General features: G+C 71.8%; 17 protein-coding genes. 6 read left to right on the top strand and 11 right to left on the bottom strand.

Annotation, left to right across the window (positions count from 1 at the left end; translation table 11 throughout):
* Positions 1-66: 66 nt before the first annotated feature.
* On the bottom strand, positions 67-762 hold the full coding sequence (locus ACXJMZ_RS13960) for a rhomboid-like protein (RefSeq protein WP_457030342.1): 696 nt from the start codon (positions 760-762) through the stop codon (positions 67-69).
* A 116-nt stretch (positions 763-878) separates the two neighbouring features.
* Here ACXJMZ_RS13960 and ACXJMZ_RS13955 point away from each other — a divergent pair, with 116 nt between their 5' ends.
* Positions 879-1610, top strand: a complete 732-nt coding sequence (locus ACXJMZ_RS13955) for a TetR/AcrR family transcriptional regulator (protein WP_457030341.1) — start codon at positions 879-881, stop codon at positions 1608-1610.
* A gap of 106 nt (positions 1611-1716) precedes the next feature.
* On the opposite strand, the gene ACXJMZ_RS13950 is transcribed toward ACXJMZ_RS13955, so the two are convergent.
* Positions 1717-2685, bottom strand: coding sequence for a GlxA family transcriptional regulator (locus ACXJMZ_RS13950; RefSeq protein WP_457030340.1), 969 nt, complete (start codon positions 2683-2685; stop codon positions 1717-1719).
* Positions 2686-2784: 99 nt separating this feature from the next.
* On the opposite strand from ACXJMZ_RS13950, the gene ACXJMZ_RS13945 reads away from it, so the two are divergent.
* A complete protein-coding gene (locus ACXJMZ_RS13945) occupies positions 2785-3474 on the top strand; it encodes a DJ-1/PfpI family protein (protein ID WP_457030339.1) in 690 nt (229 codons plus the stop codon).
* Between the two features lie 165 nt (positions 3475-3639).
* On the opposite strand, the gene ACXJMZ_RS13940 is transcribed toward ACXJMZ_RS13945, so the two are convergent.
* The 8 genes from ACXJMZ_RS13940 to ACXJMZ_RS13905 form a co-directional block, all read right to left on the bottom strand.
* Positions 3640-4491 (bottom strand): fumarylacetoacetate hydrolase family protein, encoded by an 852-nt coding sequence (locus ACXJMZ_RS13940; protein WP_457030338.1) that lies wholly within the window; start codon positions 4489-4491, stop codon positions 3640-3642.
* A 203-nt stretch (positions 4492-4694) separates the two neighbouring features.
* Positions 4695-5858, bottom strand: coding sequence for a serine/threonine-protein kinase (locus tag ACXJMZ_RS13935; protein ID WP_457030337.1), 1164 nt, complete (start codon positions 5856-5858; stop codon positions 4695-4697).
* 75 nt (positions 5859-5933) lie between these two features.
* Positions 5934-6917 (bottom strand): ABC transporter substrate-binding protein, encoded by a 984-nt coding sequence (locus ACXJMZ_RS13930; protein ID WP_457030336.1) that lies wholly within the window; start codon positions 6915-6917, stop codon positions 5934-5936.
* A gap of 35 nt (positions 6918-6952) precedes the next feature.
* Positions 6953-7705, bottom strand: coding sequence for an amino acid ABC transporter ATP-binding protein (locus tag ACXJMZ_RS13925; RefSeq protein WP_457030356.1), 753 nt, complete (start codon positions 7703-7705; stop codon positions 6953-6955).
* An 11-nt stretch (positions 7706-7716) separates the two neighbouring features.
* Positions 7717-8685: an amino acid ABC transporter permease gene (locus ACXJMZ_RS13920; protein ID WP_457030335.1), complete on the bottom strand. Its 969-nt coding sequence runs from the start codon at positions 8683-8685 to the stop codon at positions 7717-7719.
* 8 nt (positions 8686-8693) lie between these two features.
* On the bottom strand, positions 8694-9623 hold the full coding sequence (locus ACXJMZ_RS13915; protein WP_457030334.1) for an ABC transporter substrate-binding protein: 930 nt from the start codon (positions 9621-9623) through the stop codon (positions 8694-8696).
* Positions 9620-10126: a GNAT family N-acetyltransferase gene (locus ACXJMZ_RS13910; protein WP_457030333.1), complete on the bottom strand. Its 507-nt coding sequence runs from the start codon at positions 10124-10126 to the stop codon at positions 9620-9622. The genes ACXJMZ_RS13915 and ACXJMZ_RS13910 overlap by 4 nt, the downstream gene beginning before the upstream one ends.
* Complete coding sequence (locus tag ACXJMZ_RS13905; RefSeq protein WP_457030332.1) at positions 10123-11274, bottom strand: LLM class flavin-dependent oxidoreductase; 1152 nt, start codon at positions 11272-11274, stop codon at positions 10123-10125. The genes ACXJMZ_RS13910 and ACXJMZ_RS13905 overlap by 4 nt, the downstream gene beginning before the upstream one ends.
* A 437-nt stretch (positions 11275-11711) precedes the next feature.
* Here ACXJMZ_RS13905 and ACXJMZ_RS13900 point away from each other — a divergent pair, with 437 nt between their 5' ends.
* The 4 genes from ACXJMZ_RS13900 to ACXJMZ_RS13885 all read left to right on the top strand — a co-directional run bounded on the left by ACXJMZ_RS13900 (position 11712) and on the right by ACXJMZ_RS13885 (position 18293).
* Positions 11712-12641 (top strand): amino acid ABC transporter permease, encoded by a 930-nt coding sequence (locus ACXJMZ_RS13900; protein ID WP_457030331.1) that lies wholly within the window; start codon positions 11712-11714, stop codon positions 12639-12641.
* Positions 12638-14551: an FAD/NAD(P)-binding protein gene (locus ACXJMZ_RS13895; RefSeq protein WP_457030330.1), complete on the top strand. Its 1914-nt coding sequence runs from the start codon at positions 12638-12640 to the stop codon at positions 14549-14551. Before ACXJMZ_RS13900 ends, ACXJMZ_RS13895 begins: the two co-directional genes overlap by 4 nt.
* Positions 14552-14583: 32 nt before the next feature.
* Positions 14584-16866: an FdhF/YdeP family oxidoreductase gene (locus ACXJMZ_RS13890; RefSeq protein WP_457030329.1), complete on the top strand. Its 2283-nt coding sequence runs from the start codon at positions 14584-14586 to the stop codon at positions 16864-16866.
* A gap of 104 nt (positions 16867-16970) precedes the next feature.
* Positions 16971-18293, top strand: a complete 1323-nt coding sequence (locus ACXJMZ_RS13885; RefSeq protein ID WP_457030328.1) for an ion channel protein — start codon at positions 16971-16973, stop codon at positions 18291-18293.
* A gap of 27 nt (positions 18294-18320) precedes the next feature.
* On the opposite strand, the gene ACXJMZ_RS13880 is transcribed toward ACXJMZ_RS13885, so the two are convergent.
* Complete coding sequence (locus tag ACXJMZ_RS13880) at positions 18321-19796, bottom strand: C40 family peptidase (protein ID WP_457030327.1); 1476 nt, start codon at positions 19794-19796, stop codon at positions 18321-18323.
* Positions 19797-19869: the final 73 nt, after the last annotated feature.

Raw genomic sequence — 19869 nt, 5'->3', positions numbered from 1 at the left:
TCGGCCATCCTTCCGCAGGAGGCCGGGTTTGCAAGCCCCTTTGCCTAGGCTTGTGCCGATGTACCGTCAGTTCGCATGCCGCCACGGCCTGCTCCGCCAGGCGGCCACCGGGTCCCAGGTCGGCCGCCCCCGGGCGAACCGGTAGAAGCTCAGGCCGATCAGCACCGAGCAGAAGTGCCCGAGGTCGGTGAAGGTGTGCGAGGTGACCAGCGGCAGCAGGTAGAAGAACAGCAGCCCGCCGCCGTAGAGCCAGCGCCAGCGACCGGCGAACCGGTAGGTCAGCACGCCCTCGACCCCGGCCAGCGCGTAACTGACCCCGACGTCCACGGTGGTCGCCATGTTCTCGGGCAACCGCCCCGCGTCCACGCCCCAGGCGACGATGCCCTCGCTGATGAAGGTGGCCAGCACGTGGGCGGTGAGCGCGACCGTGAGCCAGCGCCAGGTGCCCAGCCAACGTTCGACCGGCACATGGAAGATGTTGAAGATCACGAAGTAGAAGAAGAACGCCGACTGCTCGGTCCAGATCGCGCTGGCCAGCAGTGCGTGCACGGGGTGCGAGCGGAGCTGGTCGATGTTGGTGCTGCGCTTGCCCAGGAACCAGTCCAGGTTGGCCGGGTCGATCCTGGCCACCACGAAGCTGGTGAAGGCCAGCAGCAGCAGCCAGCAGTACGTGCCCGGCGCCGCCCGGATGTACCTCCAGACCGCCCGCAGCGCCCTGACCGGAAGGCTCGTGGCCACCGGCTCCTGCACGGTCTCCTGCATCTGTGCTCCCGAACGCCGCTGACATCTGGTCACATGATGGTCCGATATGCCCGTTTCAACGGACGGACCCGCCGAGCACGGCGGCAAACGGCGACCGGACGGCTACCCTGGCCGCCATGGCAGTCAGCGCAACGACCTCGTCCGATCCGGCAGCCCGGCGGCCCGGCTACCGGCGACTTCCGGTGCAGCAACGGCGCGAGCAGCTGATCGCCGTCGCCCTGGAGCTCTTCGCCTCCCGCCCGCCGGAGGAGGTGAGCCTGGACGACGTGGCCGAGGCGGCCGGAGCCTCCCGACCGCTGGTCTACCGCTACTTCGCCGGGAAGCAGCAGCTGTACGAGGCCGCCCTGCGCAGCGCCGCCGAGGAGCTCGCGAGCCGGTTCACCGTCCCGCCGGACGGCACCCCCACCGAACAGCTCTCGGCGGTCCTGGACCGCTACTTCGACTTCGTCTCCGAGCACCACACCGGCTACGGCGCACTGCTCCGCGGCGGCTCGGTGGTCGAGACCGCCCGGACCGGGGCGATCGTGGACGAGGTCCGGCGGGCCGCCCTCCGCCGGACGGTCCGTCACCTCGGGGTCCGGGAGGCCGCCGGGCCCCGGCTGACCCTGCTGGTCCGGTCCTGGATCTCGGTGGTCGAGGCCTCCGCCCTCAGCTGGCTCGACGAGGGCCGGCAGATCCCGCCCGAGTCGCTCCGCGAGTGGCTGCTCGACGAGTTCGTCGTGATGACCGCCGCCACCGCCCTGCACGACCCCCAGACCGCCGAGGTCCTCACCCGCCTCCTCGGGCAGGAGGGCCCCACCGGCCGCGCCACCGCCTTGGCGGCGAGGCTCCGGCAACTCCTCACCTGACCACTTGCGCTCCGGGCTCAGCCATCAGGGGCTCGGGGCCCTGCTGATGGGCGGCTCCGCCGCGGGGCGACGCCGACCTCGAAAAAGGTCACCCGTGCGTAGCTGGTCAGGCAATTTCGCAGCGACCCGACCGCCGGAAACGCGAGGGCGGCACGCCGTAGCGCACGGTGAACGCCTGCCGGAGGGCCTCTGCGGAGCGGAAGCCGCAGTGCACCGCCACCCTGGCGACCGGCAGCGCGGTGGTGGTCAGCAGCTGCGCCGCCGCCTCCAGCCGGGCGTCCCGGACGAACCGTCCCGGCGTCCGGCCGAGCTGCTCGGCGAACAGCCGGGTCAGCTGCCGCTCGCCGACCCCCGCGACCTCGGCCAGCGCTGCCGCGCCGAGGTCCGCCGTCAGATGGCCCGCGACGTGGTCGACCGCCCGGCGGACCGCGTCGTGCCAGGGCGCACCGGTGCTCACGTACATGCTCATCTGCGCCTGGTTGCCCGGCCGTTGCAGATAGGTGACCAGGGCTCGGGCCACCGACCTGGCCAACCCGGGGCCGTGGTCGTCGGCGACGAAGGCGAGCGTCAGGTCGAGCGCGCTGGTGACGCCCGCCGCCGTCGCGACCTCGCCGTCCCGGATGAAGATCGGCGCCGGGTCGACCTCCACCGCCGGGTAGCCGGCGGCGAGTTGGGCCGCGTAGCTCCAGTGCGTGGTGGCCCGCCTGCCGTCCAGCAGCCCGGCGGCCGCCAGCACACCGGCGCCGGTGCAGACCGAGGCCACCCGGCGGCTCTCCCTGGCCAGCCTGCGGACGTGTCCGACGATCAACGGGCTGGCCGCGGCCGCCTCGTGGCCGAACCCGCCGGTGACCACCAAGGTGTCCAGCGGCCCCCTGAGCCGCTCCAGGCTGCGGCCACCGTCCAGCGAGATCCCGGATCCGCAGCCGATCGGACGACCACCGGGGGTGGCCACCGCGATCGCGTAACGCGGTTCCGCACCAAGGCGGTTGGCCGTCGCGAAGGTGGTCGTGACGCAGGCGATGTCCAGCAGCTCCGCCGCGTCGTAGCCGACCACCACGATCTGTCGCTCCGTCATGGCACCCACCCTATGGCGGACCGACCTGCACCCCAGGATTCCGGACCTGCCGCCGCCCGGTGCTGGCCCGGCCGCCCGGGCCCGGCGGAGGGTGACGGCATGACCAAGACCATCGCTTTCGTCGTCTACCCCGGCCTCACCCCGCTCGACCTGGTCGGACCGCTCCAGGTGCTCTCGGCACTGGCCTCGCTCGACCCGTCCTACCGGGTGGTGGTGGTCGGCCACGACCTCTCCCCGGTCGGGACGGACACCCCGCTGCGGCTGGCCCCGAGTCACACCTTCGCCCAGGTGACGGCACCGGACGTGGTGCTGGTCCCGGGCGGCGCCGCACCCACGATGACCGCGCTGGCGGACCAGCACCTGCTGGACTGGCTGCGGCAGGCGGCCGGCACCGCCGAAACGGTCGCCTCGGTCTGCACCGGCTCACTGCTGCTCGGTGCGGCGGGCCTGCTGGAGGGACGGCGCGCCACCACGCACTGGGGCCTGCGCGGGCTGCTCCACAAGTTCGGCGCGACCCCGGTGGCCGAACGCTGGGTCTCGGACGGGCCGTTCCTCACCGGTGCCGGGGTCTCGGCCGGGATCGACCTGGCCCTGCACCTGGTCGAGCAGCTGGCGGGCACCGAACTCGCCCGCACCGTCCAGCTGTTCATCGAGTACGACCCCCAGCCGCCGCTCGGCGGCATCGACTGGGGGTCGGTGGACTACCCGGCCTTCGAACCGCACGCCCGCCGCATGCTCACCACCGGCCTGGCCGACCATCCGGACCTGCTGGCCCGGCTGCTCGGCTGACCCCTCCGGACATCAGCCACCAGGGGCTCGGGGAACTGCGACGCCAACCTCGTACAAGGTGATCCGTACGTAGGTGGTCAGGCACTTTCGCAGTGACCCCGGCGCCGGATCTCCTCGCAGTTCCCCGAGCCCCTGACCGTAGATGCTCGGGGACCTGCGAAAGGCTCAGGCCTTGCCGAGCACCTGGCGCTGCCGCCCGAGCCCGTCGACCTCCAGCTCGACCACGTCGTCGGGCCGCAGGAACGGCGTGCCCGGTCGGCCGAGGGTGACGCCGGCGGGGGTGCCGGTGACGATCACGTCGCCCGGTTCGAGCACCATGAACTGGCTGAGGTAGCGGACCACCTCGTACACCGGGAAGATCATCGCCGCGGTGCTGCCGTCCTGCCGGAGCTCGCCGTTGACCCAGAGCCGGAGCCCGAGCCGCTGCGGGTCGCCGACCTCGTCGGGCGTCACCAGCCAGGGGCCGAGCGGGGTGAAGGTCTCCGCCGACTTGCCCTTGTCCCACTGCCCGCCGCGCTCGAACTGGAACGCCCGCTCGGTCACGTCGTTGACCGTGGCGTACCCGGCGATCACCGTCGCCGCCTCGGCCTCGCTGTCCAGGTAGCGGGCGGTCCGCCCGATCACGATGGCCAGCTCGACCTCGTAGTCGGTCTTCTCGCCGCCACGCGGGATCAGCACCTCGTCGTACGGGCCGACCACGGTGTTGCTGGGCTTGAGGAAGACCACCGGCTCGGCCGGGATCGCGGCGCCCGCCTCCTCGGCGTGGTCCCGGTAGTTGAGACCGATCCCGACCACCTTGCCCGGACGCACCACCGGCGCGCCGATCCGCTCCCCGGCGAGGTCGGTCTCCGGGAACTCACCGGCCGCCACCGCGCGGGCCAGCTCGGCCGGGTCGAGCGCGGCCAGGAAGGCCCCGTCGATGTCCGGGGTCCGGCCGGAGAGGTCGAAAGCGGTGCCGTCCTGACCCAGCACCACAGGGCGCTCGGCGCCCTGAGGGCCGACACGGAGGAGCTTCACTGCCCATCACCACCTGGTTCGTCGCATGCCATCGAGGAGGCCGCACACCTCTCCCGTCCTATGCATCCGAGGTATATCAACCGGTCAGGCCTGCGAACCAGGGGGGACCGATCGGCCAGTTCCTATCAATTCGTCCAAGTCACCGGGGGCCGGAATCAGCGTCCCGCACTGTTGACAGCACGGCTCCCGGCTGTTGGCCGGGCTCAGCCGACCAGCAGCGCCAGTTGCCCGGTGACCGGGACGGCCTTGGGCGGCAGCTGCCCGGTCAGCCGGGCCAGGTCGCGGGCGGCGTCCTCGGCCTGCCGACCGGCGAGGCCGGTGCCGAGCACGTCACCGAGCAGCCCGACCGCCTCGGGCACCCGTCCGTCGGCGGCGAACCAGATCGCCAGGTCGTGGCAGGTCCGCAGGGTGCGCGGGTCGTGCGGGCCGCACTCGCGGGCGAACTCGCCGATCAGTGGCCAGAGCCGACGGGCCGCCTCGGCGGGTGAACCGGCCGCCCCGAGGGCCCAGGCGGCGTCGGCCCCGGCCCGGAGTTCGTCGACCCGGCCCGGCTTGATCTCGGCCAGCCGACGGGCCACCTCGCGACCGTCGGCCGGGCGGTCCGCCGGGTCCTTGGCGAGCAGGTCGAGGATCAGCCGCTCCAGCAGCAGCGGCAGCTCCGGGGCGAGCTGACGGGGTCTCGGCGGCTGGACGTCGACATGCTGGCGCATCAGCCCGACCACCGTCCCGGCGTTGAACGGCCGCTGCCCGACGCACAGTTCGTAGAGCATGCAGCCGACCGCGTACAGGTCGACCCGGCCGTCCACCGGCCCGTCCGCCCAGCGCTCGGGCGCCAGGTAGATCGGGCTGCCGATCACCGACCCGACCGTGGTCAGGCCGCCCGGGCGGCCGTCCAGCCGGGCGATGCCGAAGTCCAGCACCTTGGCGCTGCCGGAGTCGGTGATCATGATGTTCTCGGGCTTGATGTCCCGGTGCACCACGTCGGCCCGGTGGGCGGCGGCCAGCGCCACGCAGACCTGGCCCAGCCAGTCCAGCACCTGCGGCAGCCCGGGCCTGGCCTGCTTGGCCACCGCCGCCAGCGAGCGGCCCGGCACCAGCTCCATCACCAGGTACGGGCGGCCGGTCGCGGTCTCGCCGATGTCGTGCAGGGTGACGATGTGCGGGTGGTTCAGCTTGGCCACCGCCCGCGCCTCATGGCTGAACCGGGCGATGTCCCCGGCCCCGAGCTCTGCCGAGTCGGAGATCACCTTGACCGCGATCTCCCGGCCGAGCCGGGTGTCGACGGATCGCCAGACCACCCCGAAGCCGCCCCGGCCGATCTCCTCGACCAGCTGGTACTTGCCGTCCAGAATGTCGCCGGCCCGCATGTGTCCGCTCCCCCCGAGTACCACCGTGTCGCTGAGAGTCCACCACACGACGGCGACTCCGAGGGGAACAGCGGGCTACGGCTTGGTCTTCGGCAGACCGGGCGGGTTCAGCTCGGAGCTCTGCACGGCCTCGTTCTCCAGCCCCCAGCGCTTGAGCACCTGGCCGTAGGTGCCGTTCCTGACGGTCTCGCCGATGGCCTCGTGCACTGCCTTGACCAGGCCGTTGTCCTTCTTCGTGGTGGCCGCGATCTTGCCGAGCACCTCCGCCCCCGCGCCCGAGTAGGTGCCGATGATCTCGGTCTCACCGGTCTGCGCGACGTGGAAGGCGGCGGTCGGGTTCGGGCCGAGGTAGGCGTCGATCCGGCCCGAGCCGAGCGCCAGGTAGTAGTCGGAGGAGTTCTGGAAGTACTTGATGTCGACCGGCTTCAGCCCGTTTCTCAGGTTCTCCTCGTTCCAGGCGATCAGCAGCTTCTCCTGGTTGGTGCCGGAGGCCACCGCGATGGTGTGCCCGGCCACGTCCTTGGGCCCGGCGACCTTCCAGCCGGCCCCCTTCTTCGCCTCGAAGCCGAGGATGTCCAGCCGGTAGGTGGCGAAGTCGTACTTCTCCTTCCGCGCCTCCGTCACGGTGATGTTGGAGAAGCCCACGTCGTACTTGCCTGCGTCCAGGCCGACGAAGATGTTCTCCCAGGAGACCGGGCTGAGCTCGACCTTGAGCCCGAGCACGTTGCCGACCAGGTACGCGATGTCCGGCTCGGCGCCGATGACGGTCTTGTTGTCGTCGGCGTAGAAGTCCAGCGGCGGGGTGGTGCCGAGCGAGTCGACCACCCGCAAGGTGCCGCGCTTGCGGATCTCCTCCGGCACCAGCGCGGCGATCGCGTCCACCTTGGCGGTGGTCACCCGCTTCTGGTCGGCCGTCAGGTTCACCTTGGTCCCGTCCGGCGCGGTGTTGCCCTTCCCCGCGCTCAGGTCGGCGGCGGCCTCGCCGCCGCAGGCGGTGAGCAGCAGGGTGGCGGTCAGACCGGCGGCGGCGGCGACGAGGGCGCGACGGGGTAGGGACATGGCGGAGCTCCAGAGGTGTGGAAGGGAGAGGAGGGTCAGAGGACCTTGGAGAGGAAGGCGCGGGTGCGCTCGTGCTGCGGTGCGTCCAGCACGGCGGCCGGTGGGCCCTGTTCGACCACCACGCCGCTGTCCATGAAGACCACCGTGTCGGCCACCTCGCGGGCGAAGCCGATCTCGTGGGTGACCACGATCATCGTGGTGCCGGTCCGGGCCAGGTCCTTGATGACGTCCAGCACCTCGCCGACCAGCTCCGGGTCCAGGGCCGAGGTCGGCTCGTCGAAGAGCAGCACCTTGGGCTCCAGCGCCAGCGCCCGGGCGATCGCCACCCGCTGCTGCTGGCCACCGGAGAGCTGCCTCGGGTAGACCTCGGCCTTGTCGGCCAGACCGACCCGGTCCAGCAGCTCCAGCGCCTGCTTCCGGGCGACGGCCTTCGGCCGGCGCAGTGCGCTGATCGGTGCCTCGGTGACGTTCTCCAGCACGGTGAGGTGCGGGAAGAGGTTGAAGTTCTGGAAGACGAAGCCGATGTGGGTGCGCTGGCGCAGCACCTCACCCTCCTTCAGCTCGTACAGCTTGCCGCCGGAGCGGCGGTAGCCGATCAGCTCGCCGTCGATCGAGACGTAGCCCCGGTCGAGCTTCTCCAGGTGGTTGACCGCCCGCAGCAGGGTGGACTTGCCGGAGCCGGAGGGCCCGAGCACCACCGTCACCGAACCGGCGGCGACCTGGAGGTCCACGCCGCGCAGCACCTCCAACTGGCCGAAGCTCTTGTGCAGGCCCCGGATGTCCACCATCGTCGTGCCGGTCAACTGGTGCCTCCTGTGGGCGCGGTGAGTCGGGTGGCCTGGATCTGCCGGACCAGGGCGCGGGCCCGTTGCAGCGGGGTGGGCGGCGGGGTGCGCTGCGAGCCACGCGCGAAGTACCGCTCCAGGTAGTACTGGCCGACCGAGAGCAGCGTGGTCAGCACCACGTACCAGACGGTGGCCACCATCAGCAGCGGCACCACCCGGCCGGTCCGGCCGTACACCACCTGGACCTGGTAGAAGAGTTCGCCGATCGCCATCACGTAGACGATCGAGGAGCCCTTGAACAGCGAGATCACCTCGTTGCCCGCGTTCGGCAGGATCGAGCGCATCGCCTGCGGCAGCACGATCCGGCGGATCTGCCGCAGCCGGGGGATGCCGAGGGCGGCGGCCGCCTCCAGCTGGCCGGCGTCCACCGAGATCACCCCGGCCCGGATGATCTCGGCGGCGTACGCGGCCTGGTGCAGCGCCAGCCCGAGCACGGCGGCGCCGAGCGCGCCCAGCAGGTCCATGGTCTCGAAGCTCAGCACCGTCGGGCCGAACGGGATGCCGATGCCGAACCGCTTGTAGAGGTAGGAGAGGTTGAACCAGAAGACCAACTGGACGATCAGCGGGATCGACCGGAAGGCCCAGACGTAGACCCAGGCGATGGTCTGCAGGATCGGGCTCCTGGACAGCCGCAGGAAGGCCACCACCGCGCCCACCAGGAAGCCCAGCACCGTTCCGTACAGCGTCAGTTGGAGGGTGACACCGACCGAACGCAGGATGGTGTCGGTGGTCAGGAAGGCCCGGAAGGTGGGCCAGTCCCAGCCCGGGTTGGTGGCCAGCCCGTGCACGAACTGGGACACCACCACGACGGCGGCCGCCCCGGCCAGCCAGCGCCAGGGGTGCCGGGCCGGGACCACCGGCAGCGCGGCCAGGTCGTCCGCCACGACGGCGGCCGCCGGTCTCTCGGAGGTGACGGTGGTCATGACGGACCTCACGGACGCTCGGGCGGGCTGATCTCGGACGTGGTCAGGGCGGACCCGGTGGTGCCCCACTTCTGCAGGATCTTCTGGTAGGTGCCGTCCTGGATCAGCTGGTTGACCGCCGCCTGGAAGGCCGGTGCGAGCGGTGAGCCCTTCTTGAACGCGAAGCCCACGTCGAGCCGGCGGAACTCGCTCAGGAAGCGGGTGCCGGAGGCCGGCTGCGACTCCTGGTACCGCAGGCCGTTGATGGTGGACATCACCAGGTCGACCTTGCCCTGCTGAAGGCTGGTCAGGGTGGCCCCGGTGTCGGAGAAGGCCCGCACCTCGTACGGCTTCTTCCCGGCGTCGGTGCAGACGTTCTTCTTCGAGTTCAACGTGGTCTCGAAGGTGGTGCCGACGCCGGTGCCGATGGTCAGGCCGCAGAGCTGGGCGATCTCCTTGACCGGCTGCTGTGCGGTGTTGTCCCGCTTCACCGCGAAGCCCTGGCCGTCGTTGATGTAGGTGACGAAGTCGATGGTCTTCAGCCGGGCGGTGGTGACTCCGAAGTTGCCGGTGCCGAGGTCGTACTTGCCACTGTCGAGCGCGGGCAGGATGGTCTCGAAGGCAGCCTCCTCGCGCTCGATGCTGATGCCGAGCACCTTGGCCACCGCGTCGGTGAAGTCCACATCGAGGCCGGCCGCCTTCTTCACCGCCGGGTCGGGGTAGAACGCGCTCGGCGGGGTACCCGAGGAGCCGCCGAGCTTGAGCCTTCCGGCCTTCCGGGTCTCCTCGGGCAGCAGCGCGGCCGCCTTGTCCGCCTTCGGCACGGTCGAGACGACGTCCTGGGCCGCCGCCGCCAACGCGGAACTCCCGGCCGGGCCTGGTGACTTGCCCGCGCCCGAACCGCAGGCGGTGAGGACCAGCAGGGCGGCGGCGGTCAGCGTTGCGGGTGCGCGTCTCACGGGGTCGGGGCCTTTCGGGGGAGGTGCGGGGTCGGCAGGTGCTTCTCGAAGGGAAGGGGGGCGAAGACCGCCGGATCGCGGTCCAGGTCGAACAGCGGGGTGTAGCCGGTGGCCAGGTAGAGGCCCTTGGCCTCGGGCTGGCGCGGGCCGGTGGTGAGGAAGATCCGCCGGTAGCCGGCCGCCTCGGCGGCGAGCTCCAGCTCGGCCAGCATCCGGCGGGCCAGGCCGCGCCGGCGGTGCGCCGAGTGCGTCCACATCCGCTTGAGCTCGGCGGTCCGCCCGTCGTACCGGCGGTACGCGCCGCCCGCCACCGGTTCGCCGTCCGCCAGCAGGAGCAGCAGCGCACCGTCCGGAGCCTCGAACTCACTGTCCGGAAACCGGCTCATCTCCTGGTGGCCGCCCGGGCCGTAGCGGGTGACGTACTCGTGGGTGAGCTCCCGCACCAGCGGCTCCGTCAGCGGGTCAGCCAGGGTGACCCGACGGAACTCCAGCAGCGAGCTCATGCCTGCACGGCGATCAGCTGGTGCCGGTCCCGCTCCCGGTCGGCCGCTTTGGCGGCGTCGCGCTTGGCGACCTCCTCGCGGACGATCGGGATCACGTAGCGGCCGAAGTCGATGGCGTCGTCCAGCAGGTGGTAGCCCCGGGCAGAGAGGATGTCCACGCCGAGGTCGTAGTAGTCCAGCAGTGCCTGGGCCACCGTCTCCGGCGTACCGACCAGCGCGTTGGAGTTGCCCGCGCCGCCGGTCGCGGCGGCGGTCGGGGTCCACAGCGCGCGGTCGTAGCGCTCCCCGGCGGCGGCGATCTCCAGCAGCCGCTGCGAGCCGGTGTTCTCCGGCGCCCAGCCGCCTTCCGCGTCCTTCGCCCGGGGCAGCAACGAGCCCTCCGACGTACGGGACTTGATCAGGTCCACGGTACGGTGCGCCTTCTCCCAGGCCAGTTCCTCGGTCGGCGCGATGATCGGCCGGAACGCCACCTGAATGCGGGGCGTGTCGGTTCGCCCGGCGTCCCTGGCCGCCTGCCGGACCCGCTCGATCTGCTCGGCGGTTTGGGCCAGCGGCTCGCCCCAGAGGCAGTAGATGTCCGCCTCGGCGCCGCCCGCCGCGTAGGCAGCGGGCGAGGAGCCGCCGAACGAGACGTCCGGGCGCGGCTGCTGGACCGGGAAGACGTCCGAGACGAAGTCCTGGAAGCGGTAGTACTCGCCCTCGTGGTCGAACCGCTCCCGGGTGGTCCAGATCTTCTTCACCAGCGCGATGTACTCCCGGGTGCGGGCGTAGCGCTGGTCCTTGGTCAGGAAGTCGCCCTCCCTGCCCTGCTCCTGGTCGCTGCCGCCGGTGATGAAGTGCACGGTCAGCCGGCCGTCGCTGATCTGGTCCAGGGTGGCGAAGGTCTTGGCGGCGAAGGTCGGGTAGGAGACGTTCGGCCGGTGGGCCAGCAGGATCTGCAGGGTGTCCAGCTTGCTCGCCAGGAACGCGGCGGCGGGGGCCGGGTCGGGCGAGCCGGAGCCGTAGGCGAACAGCACCCGGTCCCAGCCGTACTCCTCGTGGGCGCGGGCCAACCGCAGGGTGTAGTCACGGTCGAAGGCGGCGGTGGTCCGGGCGGTGGTCTCCGAACCGTCACCGGTGGCGGCGATGCCGAGGAATTCGACGGGCATGGCGAAGGGCCTTTCGTCGTGCAGCGAGCAGGGGGCAGCGGCACCCGGGCAGGCCAACAGAGCGCGGGGAGCGAGGGTGCGAGAGGAGTGCGCGAGGGGCGCTGGGCGCGTGACGGCGCGAAGGGGGGAGGGACAGGCAGGACGGGGGGCCGGTCTGACGGCCGCGACTACCGGGTCAGGCGCAACACGCCGCCGACCACACTCGACCGAAGTCGATGTGGCCGCGCGTCACCAGGCGCTGCTGCTCGGGGTCCATGGAGGAAGTTGAACAGCGGATCTCACGGGGCGTCAACCTCTCCGGGATTCCTTCATGTTCTGTTATCAGTAGGAACGGACCGCCCTTGACAGGTGCTGTTCGTTCACGCCTACGATCGGGGGCCGGGCGCGTTGAGGGGCGCCGCCCGACGTGACGGCCCAGCCACGTCTGGAGCCGGCCCATGGCCACTGTCCTGTCCGCCCCCGCCCGCCAACAGACCGACGAGGCACCGATCGTGGCCCGCCGACGGCCAGGCCGGGCGGTCGCCTCGGTGCTCGCCCTGCTGGCCGTGGCGATGGTACTCAACTCCGTCCTGCGCAACCGGGCGTTCGGATGGGACGTGGTCGCGCAGTACTTCACCACCACCGCGATCGTGCAGGGCCTGCTGCTCACGCTCTGGCTGACCGCCGCCGTGATGGTGCTCGGCTTCGCCCTCGGCACCGTCATCGCGGTGGGCCGACTCTCCGACAATCCGGTCCTGCGGAGCATCAGTTGGGGATTCGTCTGGATCTTCCGGTCCACCCCGCTGCTGGTCCAGCTGCTGTTCTGGTTCAACATCGGCGCGCTCTACCCGACCCTCGGCCTGGGCCTCCCGTTCGGCCCGGAGTTCCTCACCGTGAAGACGGTCGACCTGTTCGGCCCGACCCTGACCGCCGTGATCGGCCTCACCCTGCACGAGGCCGCGTACGCCGCCGAGGTGGTCCGCGGCGGCATCCTCTCGGTGGACCACGGCCAGCTGGAGGCGGCCCAGTCGCTCGGCCTCGGCCGGGCCCGGGTGCTGCGCCGAATCGTGGTCCCGCAGGCGATGCGCTCGATCGTGCCAACCGCCGGGAACATGCTGATCGGCACCCTCAAGGGCACCAGCATCGTCAGCGTGCTGGCGGTCCAGGATCTGCTGTACTCGGCCCAGCTGATCTACAACCAGACCTACCAGGTGATCCCGCTGCTGCTGGTCGCCACCGTCTGGTACGTCGCGGTGACCACCGTGCTCTCGGTCGGCCAGTACTACCTGGAGCGGTACTACGCCCGGGGTGCCACCCGGGGCGCGCTGCCGCCCACCCCGCTGCAACGTGCCCGTGCCCTCTTCTCCCGGACGGCGGTGACGGGTTGAGCACCCTGGCGATCATCGGAGCAGGACCGCGCGGCACCGGGCTGCTGGAGCGGATCGCCGCCAACGCGGCCGAACTGCTGCCGCCGGAACGCCCGTTGGAGATTCACCTGGTCGACCCCCACCCGCCCGGCGGCGGCCGGATCTGGCGGCACGACCAGTCCCCGCTGCTGCGGATGAACTCGATGGCCGAGGACGTGACGATGTTCACCGACGGCTCCGCCACCATCGAAGGCCCGGTCCGCCCCGGCCCCTCGCTGGCCGAATGGGCCGCCACACCTGAGCAGTTCGCCCCGTACCGGCCGGTCACCGACCCGGCGGTCCGGGCCGAGCTGCGCTCGCTGGCACCGACCGACTTCCCCACCCGCCGGGCTCAGAGCGCCTACCTGGACTGGGTGTTCCGCCGTGCGCTGGCCGACCTGCCGCCACACGTCACGGTCACCGTGCACCGGGACACCGCCCGTTCGGTCGGCGGTCCGCCGGACGGCGCGCAGCTGGTCCAGCTCTCCGACGGCGTCCTGATCGCCGACCAGGTGGTGCTGACCCTCGGTCACCTCGGCTCGTCCCCCGACCACCGGCAGCGCGAACTGGCCGACTTCGCCGCCCGGCACGGCCGGTTCCACCTGCCGCCCGCCTTCTCCTCGGACGTCGACCTCTCCGGCGTCGCCCCGGGCGAGCAGCTGGTGCTGCGCGGTTTCGGACTGGCCTTCGTCGACCTGGTCGCGATGCTCACCGAAGGCCGGGGCGGCCGGTTCGTCCCGACGCCGGACGGACCGGTCTACCTGCCGTCCGGCCGCGAACCGGTGATCCACGTCGGCTCCCGGCGCGGCGTGCCGTACCACTCCAAAACCGGCTACCGGCTCCAGGGGCTGCCCGCCCCGCTGCCCCGGTACTTCGACGCCGACGCCGTCGACCGGGTGCTGGCCGGCTCCGGGCCGCTCGAACTCCGCAGGGACTTCTGGCCCTTGATGGCCAAGGAGATCGGCTTCGGGCACTACCACGAGCTGTTCCACGCGCACGTCGAACGGGTCCGGCTGCCCTGGGCCGAGTTCCTGGACCACTACGACCGACTGGACTGGTACTCACCCGAGCTGACCGCCCTGGTGGAGCAGGCCGTCCCCGACCCGGCCGACCGGCTCGACTTCGAAGCCCTGGACCACCCGCTCACCGACCTCCGGCTCGCCCCCGACGAGCTCCAACAGCACCTGCGCGACTACATCACGGCCGACGCCGACCGCCGCGCCGACCCCGCGCACAGCACCGACCTGGGCGCCTTCCTCGCCCTGCTCTCCCTCTTCGGCCAACTCCCCCGGATCCTGGCCTCCGGCCGGCTCACCGCCCACTCGGTCGCCACCGAACTCGACGGCTGGTGGTTCGGCTTCTTCAACTTCCTCGCCTCCGGCCCGCCCGGCTTCCGGCTCCGCCAACTGCTTGCCCTCTCCGACGCCGGGATCGTCCGCTTCCTCGGCGCCGACCTGCGGATCGAACCCGACGAACACACCGGCACCTTCGTCGCCACCAGCCCGACCACCCCCGGCCACCGGGTCCACGCCACCGCCCTGATCGAGGGCTACCTGCCCAAGCACGTGCTCTCCCGCACCGAGGACCCCGTCCTGCGCGGCCTCGCCCACAATGGCGAGCTGCTGGAGGAGTCCGGCCTGCTGACCGTCTCCCTGGCCGACGGCCGCCTGCTCGACCCGACCCTCGCCAACGCCCCGCACCCACGCCGTACCGCTCTCGGCCCGCACACCAACGGCCGCGCCTACTCCGCCTTCGCCCGACCCCGCACCAACGCCCCCGGCTTCCGCCAGAACGACGCGGCGGCCCGCAGCCTGCTCACACGACTCGGCCAGAGCAGACCTGTGCAACCGTGCGCCCTGCCGAAGCCGAGCCCCGACCCCTGCGTAAGGTGAGGCCACACCCCGTACAAGGAAGTAGGGCTGTCATGGCGAAGCAGGCGCCGCAGAGCGATCCGGCGCAGGACCGGGCCAAGGTCACCGAGCCGCAGCACGCGGCGGCCGGCCTCCCGGCCGTGGCCCACAGCCTGCGGATGGCGAACGACCAGATGAGCCCCAAGCGGGCACTGGCCACCCTGCTGAAGGTGAATCAGCCCGACGGCTTCGACTGCCCTGGCTGCGCCTGGCCCGAGCCGGGGAAGACGCACACCGCCGAGTTCTGCGAGAACGGTGCCAAGGCCGTCGCCGAGGAGGCCACCGAGCGGCGGATCACCACCGCGTTCTTCGCCGAGCACCCGGTCGCCGAGCTGGCCGAGCGGTCCGGGTACTGGCTCGGCCAGCAGGGCCGCCTCACCGAGCCGATGCTGCTCGAGGCGGGCGCGACGCACTACACCCCGGTCTCCTGGGATCGGGCCTTCGCGATCGTGGCCGAAGAGCTGAAGCAGCTCCCCACCCCCGACGCCGCCGCCTTCTACACCTCGGGCCGGACCAGCAACGAAGCTGCCTTCGCCTACCAGCTGTTCGCCCGTCAGCTCGGCACCAACAACCTGCCGGACTGCTCCAACATGTGCCACGAGTCCTCCGGTTCGGCGCTGGTGGAGACCCTCGGGGTCGGCAAGGGCAGCGTCAGCCTGAAGGACCTGTACCAGGCCGACCTGATCATCGTGGCCGGGCAGAACCCGGGCACCAACCACCCCCGGATGCTCTCCGCGCTGGAGCGGGCCAAGCGGGCGGGCGCGAAGATCGTCAGCGTCAACCCGCTGCCCGAGGCCGGTCTCGAGCGGTTCAAGAACCCGCAGAACGCCCGTGGCCTGGCCGGGGTCGGCACCAAGCTGACCGACCTGTTCCTGCAGATCAGGCTCGGTGGCGACCTCGCGCTGTTCCGGGCGCTGAACCAGCTGATCCTGAACGCGAAGGACGGCGTCGACCACGAGTTCGTCGCCGAACACTGCCTGGGCTTCGAGGAGTTCGCCGCCGAGGCGGCCGCCACCAGCCGGGCGGAGGTGCTCGCCGCCACCGGCCTGCCGTGGGAGCAGATCGAGCAGCTGGCCGAACTCACCCTCTCCTCGCAGAAGGTGATCGTCTGCTGGGCGATGGGCCTGACCCAGCACAAGCACTCGGTGCCGACCATCCGCGAGGTGGTCAACTTCCTGCTGCTGCGCGGCAACGTCGGCCGCCCGGGCGCGGGCGTCTGCCCGGTGCGCGGGCACAGCAACGTTCAGGGCGACCGCACGATGGGCATCTTCGAGCGACCCGCACCGGCCTTCCTGGACGCGCTGGGCAAGGAGTTCGGCTTCGAGCCGCCGCGTGACCACGGGCTGGACTCGGTCGACACCATCCGGGCGATGCGCGACGGCAAGGTGAAGGTCTTCTTCGCGATGGGCGGCAACTTCGTCGCGGCCACCCCGGACACCGAGGTGACCGAGGCCGCGATGCGCCGCTGCGCGCTGACCGTGCACGTCTCCACCAAGCTGAACCGCTCGCATGTGATCACCGGCGCCCGGGCACTGATCCTGCCCACCCTGGGCCGGACCGACCGGGACTGGACCGCCGCCGGCGCCCAGTTCGTCAGCGTCGAGGACTCGATGGGCATCGTGCACTCCTCGCGCGGTGGCCTCCGGCCCCCGTCCGAGCAGCTGCTCTCCGAGGTGGCCATCGTCTGCCGGCTCGCCCGGGCCGCGCTCGGCGAGGCCAACGACGTGCCGTGGGAGCAGTTCGCCGAGTCGTACGACACCGTCCGGGACCGGATCTCCCGGGTGGTGCCCGGCTTCGAGGACTTCAACGCCAAGGTCCGCCGCCCCGGCGGCTTCGCCCTGCCGCACGGTCCGCGCGACAGCCGGACCTTCCCGACCGCCACCGGCAAGGCCAACTTCACGGTCAACCCGCTGACCGCCCCCGAGGTCCCCGCCGGGCGGCTGCTGCTCCAGACGCTGCGCTCGCACGACCAGTACAACACCACCATCTACGGCCTGGACGACCGCTACCGGGGCATCACCGGCGGCCGCCGGGTGGTCATGGTCAACCCGGCCGACGCCGCCGAACTGGGCCTGACCGAGGGCGGCTACGTCGACCTGGTCAGCGAGTGGGTGGACGGCAGCGAACGCCGGGCGCCGCACTTCCAGGTGGTGCACTACCCGGTGGCCCGGGGCGGGGCGGCCGCGTACTACCCGGAGACCAACGTGCTGGTGCCGCTGGACTCCACCGCCGAGATCAGCAACACCCCGACCTCCAAGGCGGTGCTGATCCGGTTCGAGCCCGACAGCACCGACTGACCGTCAGGTCCGTCGGCCGACACTCCGGCCACGAGTGACTGATTTGTCTGATTCGCACCTAATCTGACATCAGCTCACCCCCACTGCCGGAGGTAACCCGCGCCATGGCCGACACCGTCCCGCAGCCCGACAGTGCCGACCCGGGGGCCCCGGACGGCCCGGGCGACCTCACCAAGGGACCGCCCACTCCGGCCGCCCGGCTGATTCCGCTGATCGCTCCGGCGATCATCACCGGCTTCGGCGCCAGCCTCACGCTGATCGCGGTCAGCTCGGTGGCCGGGCGACTGGAGAACCTGCTCTGGGACATCATCCCGGACGGCCTGGACATCGACGGCTTCAACCCCTGGTGGATCATCCTGATCCTCACCGTCACCGGCGCCGCCGTCGGCCTGACGGTGTGGCAGGCGCCCGGCCACGCCGGGCCCGACCCGGCCACTACCGACCTGGTCGGCCCGCCGGTGTCGCCGTACGTGCTGCCCGGGCTGATCGTGGCCACCATCCTGAGCCTGGCCGGGGGCGTCAGCCTGGGGCCGGAGAATCCGATCACGATGGTCAACATCGCACTGGCGTACTGGCTCGGACGGCGCTTCATGCCCTCGTCCGGCCCGGTGCTCTGGATCGCACTGGCCGCCGCCGGCACCATCGGCGCGCTCTTCGGCACCCCGCTCGCGGCGGCGCTGATCCTCTCCGAGATGCCCGGTCCCGGTGCGCTCTGGGACCGGCTGTTCGCCCCGCTGATCGCCGCCGTCACCGGCTCGATGACCACGCTGCTGCTGGTCGGCAACGACTTCGTGGTCAAGGTGCCCGGCTTCCCGGGCGCCCGGGTGGTCGACGTGGCGTGGGCGCTGCTGGTCGGTGCCGTCGGAGCCCTGATCGGCCTGGCGGCGGTGTACGCCTTCCCCCTGGTGTACCGGACGTTCCAGCAGATCCCGCACCCGGTCGCGATGCTCACCGTCGGCGGGCTGGTGCTCGGCGCCCTGGGTGCCCTCGGCGGCGAGCTCACCCTGTTCAAGGGCCTGGACCAGGTCAAGGACCTGGCCCTGGACTACACGCACTACGGGTTCTGGGAGCTGTTCGGGATGGCGCTGCTGAAGCTGGTCGCGGTGGTGATCGCAGCCGGCTCCGGCTTCCGGGGCGGCCGGATCTTCCCGTCCGTCTTCGCCGGGGCGGCGCTCGGCTTCGCGGTCAGCACGCTGATCCCCTCGGTGCCACCGGCGCTCGCGGTGGCCTGCGCGATCCTGGGCGTACTGCTCGCGGTCACCCGGCAGGGCTGGCTCAGCCTGTTCACCGCCGCGGTCATCGTGCCCGACCTGACGCTGCTGCCGCTGCTCTGTGTCGCGGCTCTGCCGGCCTGGCTGATCGTCACCGGCCGCCCCGAGATGCTGATCAAGCGCGCCGGGCCCGAGGCCGAGGCCGCACCGGCGTGACCGCCGCGGCCCCGCCGGGCGCCCCGGTCAGCCGGTCGTGCTCGGAGAACCCTCGTTGTCCTTCGGGTTCGTCGACACGGAGACGGAGGCGGACGCGGAGGCCGACTCCGTACCGGTCGGCGGATCCGTCGGCGAGGTGGAGCCCGAGGGCGTCCCCGTCCCCGTGCTCGGGGAGGACGTACCGGACGGCGTGTCGGTGGGCGACGGGGTGACCGGCGGCGTGCCGGTGGGCGAGGTGGTGACCGGCGGCGCGGTCGGGGTGGTCGGCGGGGCGGTGACCGGCGGCGTCGGCAGGTTCTCCGGCTTGGCCGGCTGAATCGGCGTCACCGCGTCCGCGCCCTTGGGCAGCTCGGGCACCGTCCAGCTGCCGCCCGGCTCGTCCGACACCGACTGCGGGTCGGGCCGGACCGCGCCGAGGATCGGCATCGCGCCGATCGGCGAGACCTTGATCACCGCACCGGTACGCGGCGCCTGCACCACCAGGCCGCCGCCGATGTACATCGCGATGTGGGTCGCACCGGCGTAGTAGACCACCAGGTCGCCGGGGCGGAGCTGGTTCAGCGGCACCTTGGCCAGCTCGGACCACTGGTCCTGGCTGACCCGGGGGATGTTCACCCCGGCGGCCAGCCAGGCCTGCGAGGTGAGCCCGGAGCAGTCGAACCTGTCCGGCCCGGTGCCGCCCCAGAGGTAGTCCTTGCCGAGCTGGCCCAGCGCGAAGGCGACCGCCTTGCGCCCGGCCTGCGAAGGCGTGCGCTCCCCCTTGCCCAGCGCACCCGAGGCGAGGAAGGCCAGCTGCGCCTCGTTCGCCCGGGTCTTCTCCAGCAGCTCCAGCTCACTGCGCTGGGCCCCGGTGAGCGAGCTGACCATCTGCTCGACCTCGGTCAGCCGCCGCGCCACGTCGGCCTTGGCGGCCTCCTGCTGGACGGCCAGCGCCTGGGCCTGCGCGAGGGTCGCCTCGGCCAGCTGCTGAAGCACCGTCAGGGTGGCCCGGTCGCCCTTCAGCCGGTCCAGGAACTCGCTCTGCGAGTGGCTCGCGGCGTTCAGCAGCTCGGCCACCACCACCGCTTCGTACGGAGAGTCGGTGAGCAGCAGCTCGGCGAGGTCGGACGTGTTGCCGTTCCGGTACTGGGCGGCGGCCAGCTGGGAGGCCAGGTCACTGCCGGCGTCCACGGCGGTCTGCTGACGCTCCAGCCGGGCCTTCAGGTCGGTGACGTTGGTCTGCTGGGTGGCGAGCTTGGCGACCGTCCCGTTGTACTGCTCGGTGGCCGCCTCGGCCTCCCGGTACAGCTCGTGCAGCCGGTCCAGCATCGGGCCGAGGGTGGCCTTGGCCTGGGCCAGCGGGTCCGCCCCGGGGGCGACCGAGACGGGCGGCGAGGGGGCGGCGAACGCCGTGCCCGCCGTGCCGAACGCGAGCGAGGCCAGCGCCAGCACCGCCCCGCAGCGCAGGGCGGCTCGCACCCAGGGCCGCACGCCGTTCTCCGTCGTCCGCACCCCAGCGCGCATCAGCTCGCCCCTCCCCGTAGGTCCCGACCCCTGCCAAGCCGTCCGGCCTGGCAATTCGTCCTCGATCCTGCCA

This window comes from Kitasatospora sp. P5_F3 (assembly GCF_054049135.1).
Note: the sequence above shows the minus strand (reverse complement) of the source record. Positions and strands in the feature narration are given on the sequence as shown.

Bases quoted from the DNA above. Each gene is read 5' to 3' on its own strand.
- ACXJMZ_RS13960 (WP_457030342.1), bottom strand. From the start codon at position 762: ATGCAGGAGACCGTGCAGGAGCCGGTGGCCACGAGCCTTCCGGTCAGG.
- ACXJMZ_RS13955 (WP_457030341.1), top strand. From the start codon at position 879: ATGGCAGTCAGCGCAACGACCTCGTCCGATCCGGCAGCCCGGCGGCCC.
- ACXJMZ_RS13950 (WP_457030340.1), bottom strand. From the start codon at position 2,685: ATGACGGAGCGACAGATCGTGGTGGTCGGCTACGACGCGGCGGAGCTG.
- ACXJMZ_RS13945 (WP_457030339.1), top strand. From the start codon at position 2,785: ATGACCAAGACCATCGCTTTCGTCGTCTACCCCGGCCTCACCCCGCTC.
- ACXJMZ_RS13935 (WP_457030337.1), bottom strand. From the start codon at position 5,858: ATGCGGGCCGGCGACATTCTGGACGGCAAGTACCAGCTGGTCGAGGAG.
- ACXJMZ_RS13930 (WP_457030336.1), bottom strand. From the start codon at position 6,917: ATGTCCCTACCCCGTCGCGCCCTCGTCGCCGCCGCCGCCGGTCTGACC.
- ACXJMZ_RS13925 (WP_457030356.1), bottom strand. From the start codon at position 7,705: ATGGTGGACATCCGGGGCCTGCACAAGAGCTTCGGCCAGTTGGAGGTG.
- ACXJMZ_RS13920 (WP_457030335.1), bottom strand. From the start codon at position 8,685: ATGACCACCGTCACCTCCGAGAGACCGGCGGCCGCCGTCGTGGCGGAC.
- ACXJMZ_RS13910 (WP_457030333.1), bottom strand. From the start codon at position 10,126: ATGAGCTCGCTGCTGGAGTTCCGTCGGGTCACCCTGGCTGACCCGCTG.
- ACXJMZ_RS13905 (WP_457030332.1), bottom strand. From the start codon at position 11,274: ATGCCCGTCGAATTCCTCGGCATCGCCGCCACCGGTGACGGTTCGGAG.
- ACXJMZ_RS13900 (WP_457030331.1), top strand. From the start codon at position 11,712: ATGGCCACTGTCCTGTCCGCCCCCGCCCGCCAACAGACCGACGAGGCA.
- ACXJMZ_RS13890 (WP_457030329.1), top strand. From the start codon at position 14,584: ATGGCGAAGCAGGCGCCGCAGAGCGATCCGGCGCAGGACCGGGCCAAG.
- ACXJMZ_RS13885 (WP_457030328.1), top strand. From the start codon at position 16,971: ATGGCCGACACCGTCCCGCAGCCCGACAGTGCCGACCCGGGGGCCCCG.
- ACXJMZ_RS13880 (WP_457030327.1), bottom strand. From the start codon at position 19,796: ATGCGCGCTGGGGTGCGGACGACGGAGAACGGCGTGCGGCCCTGGGTG.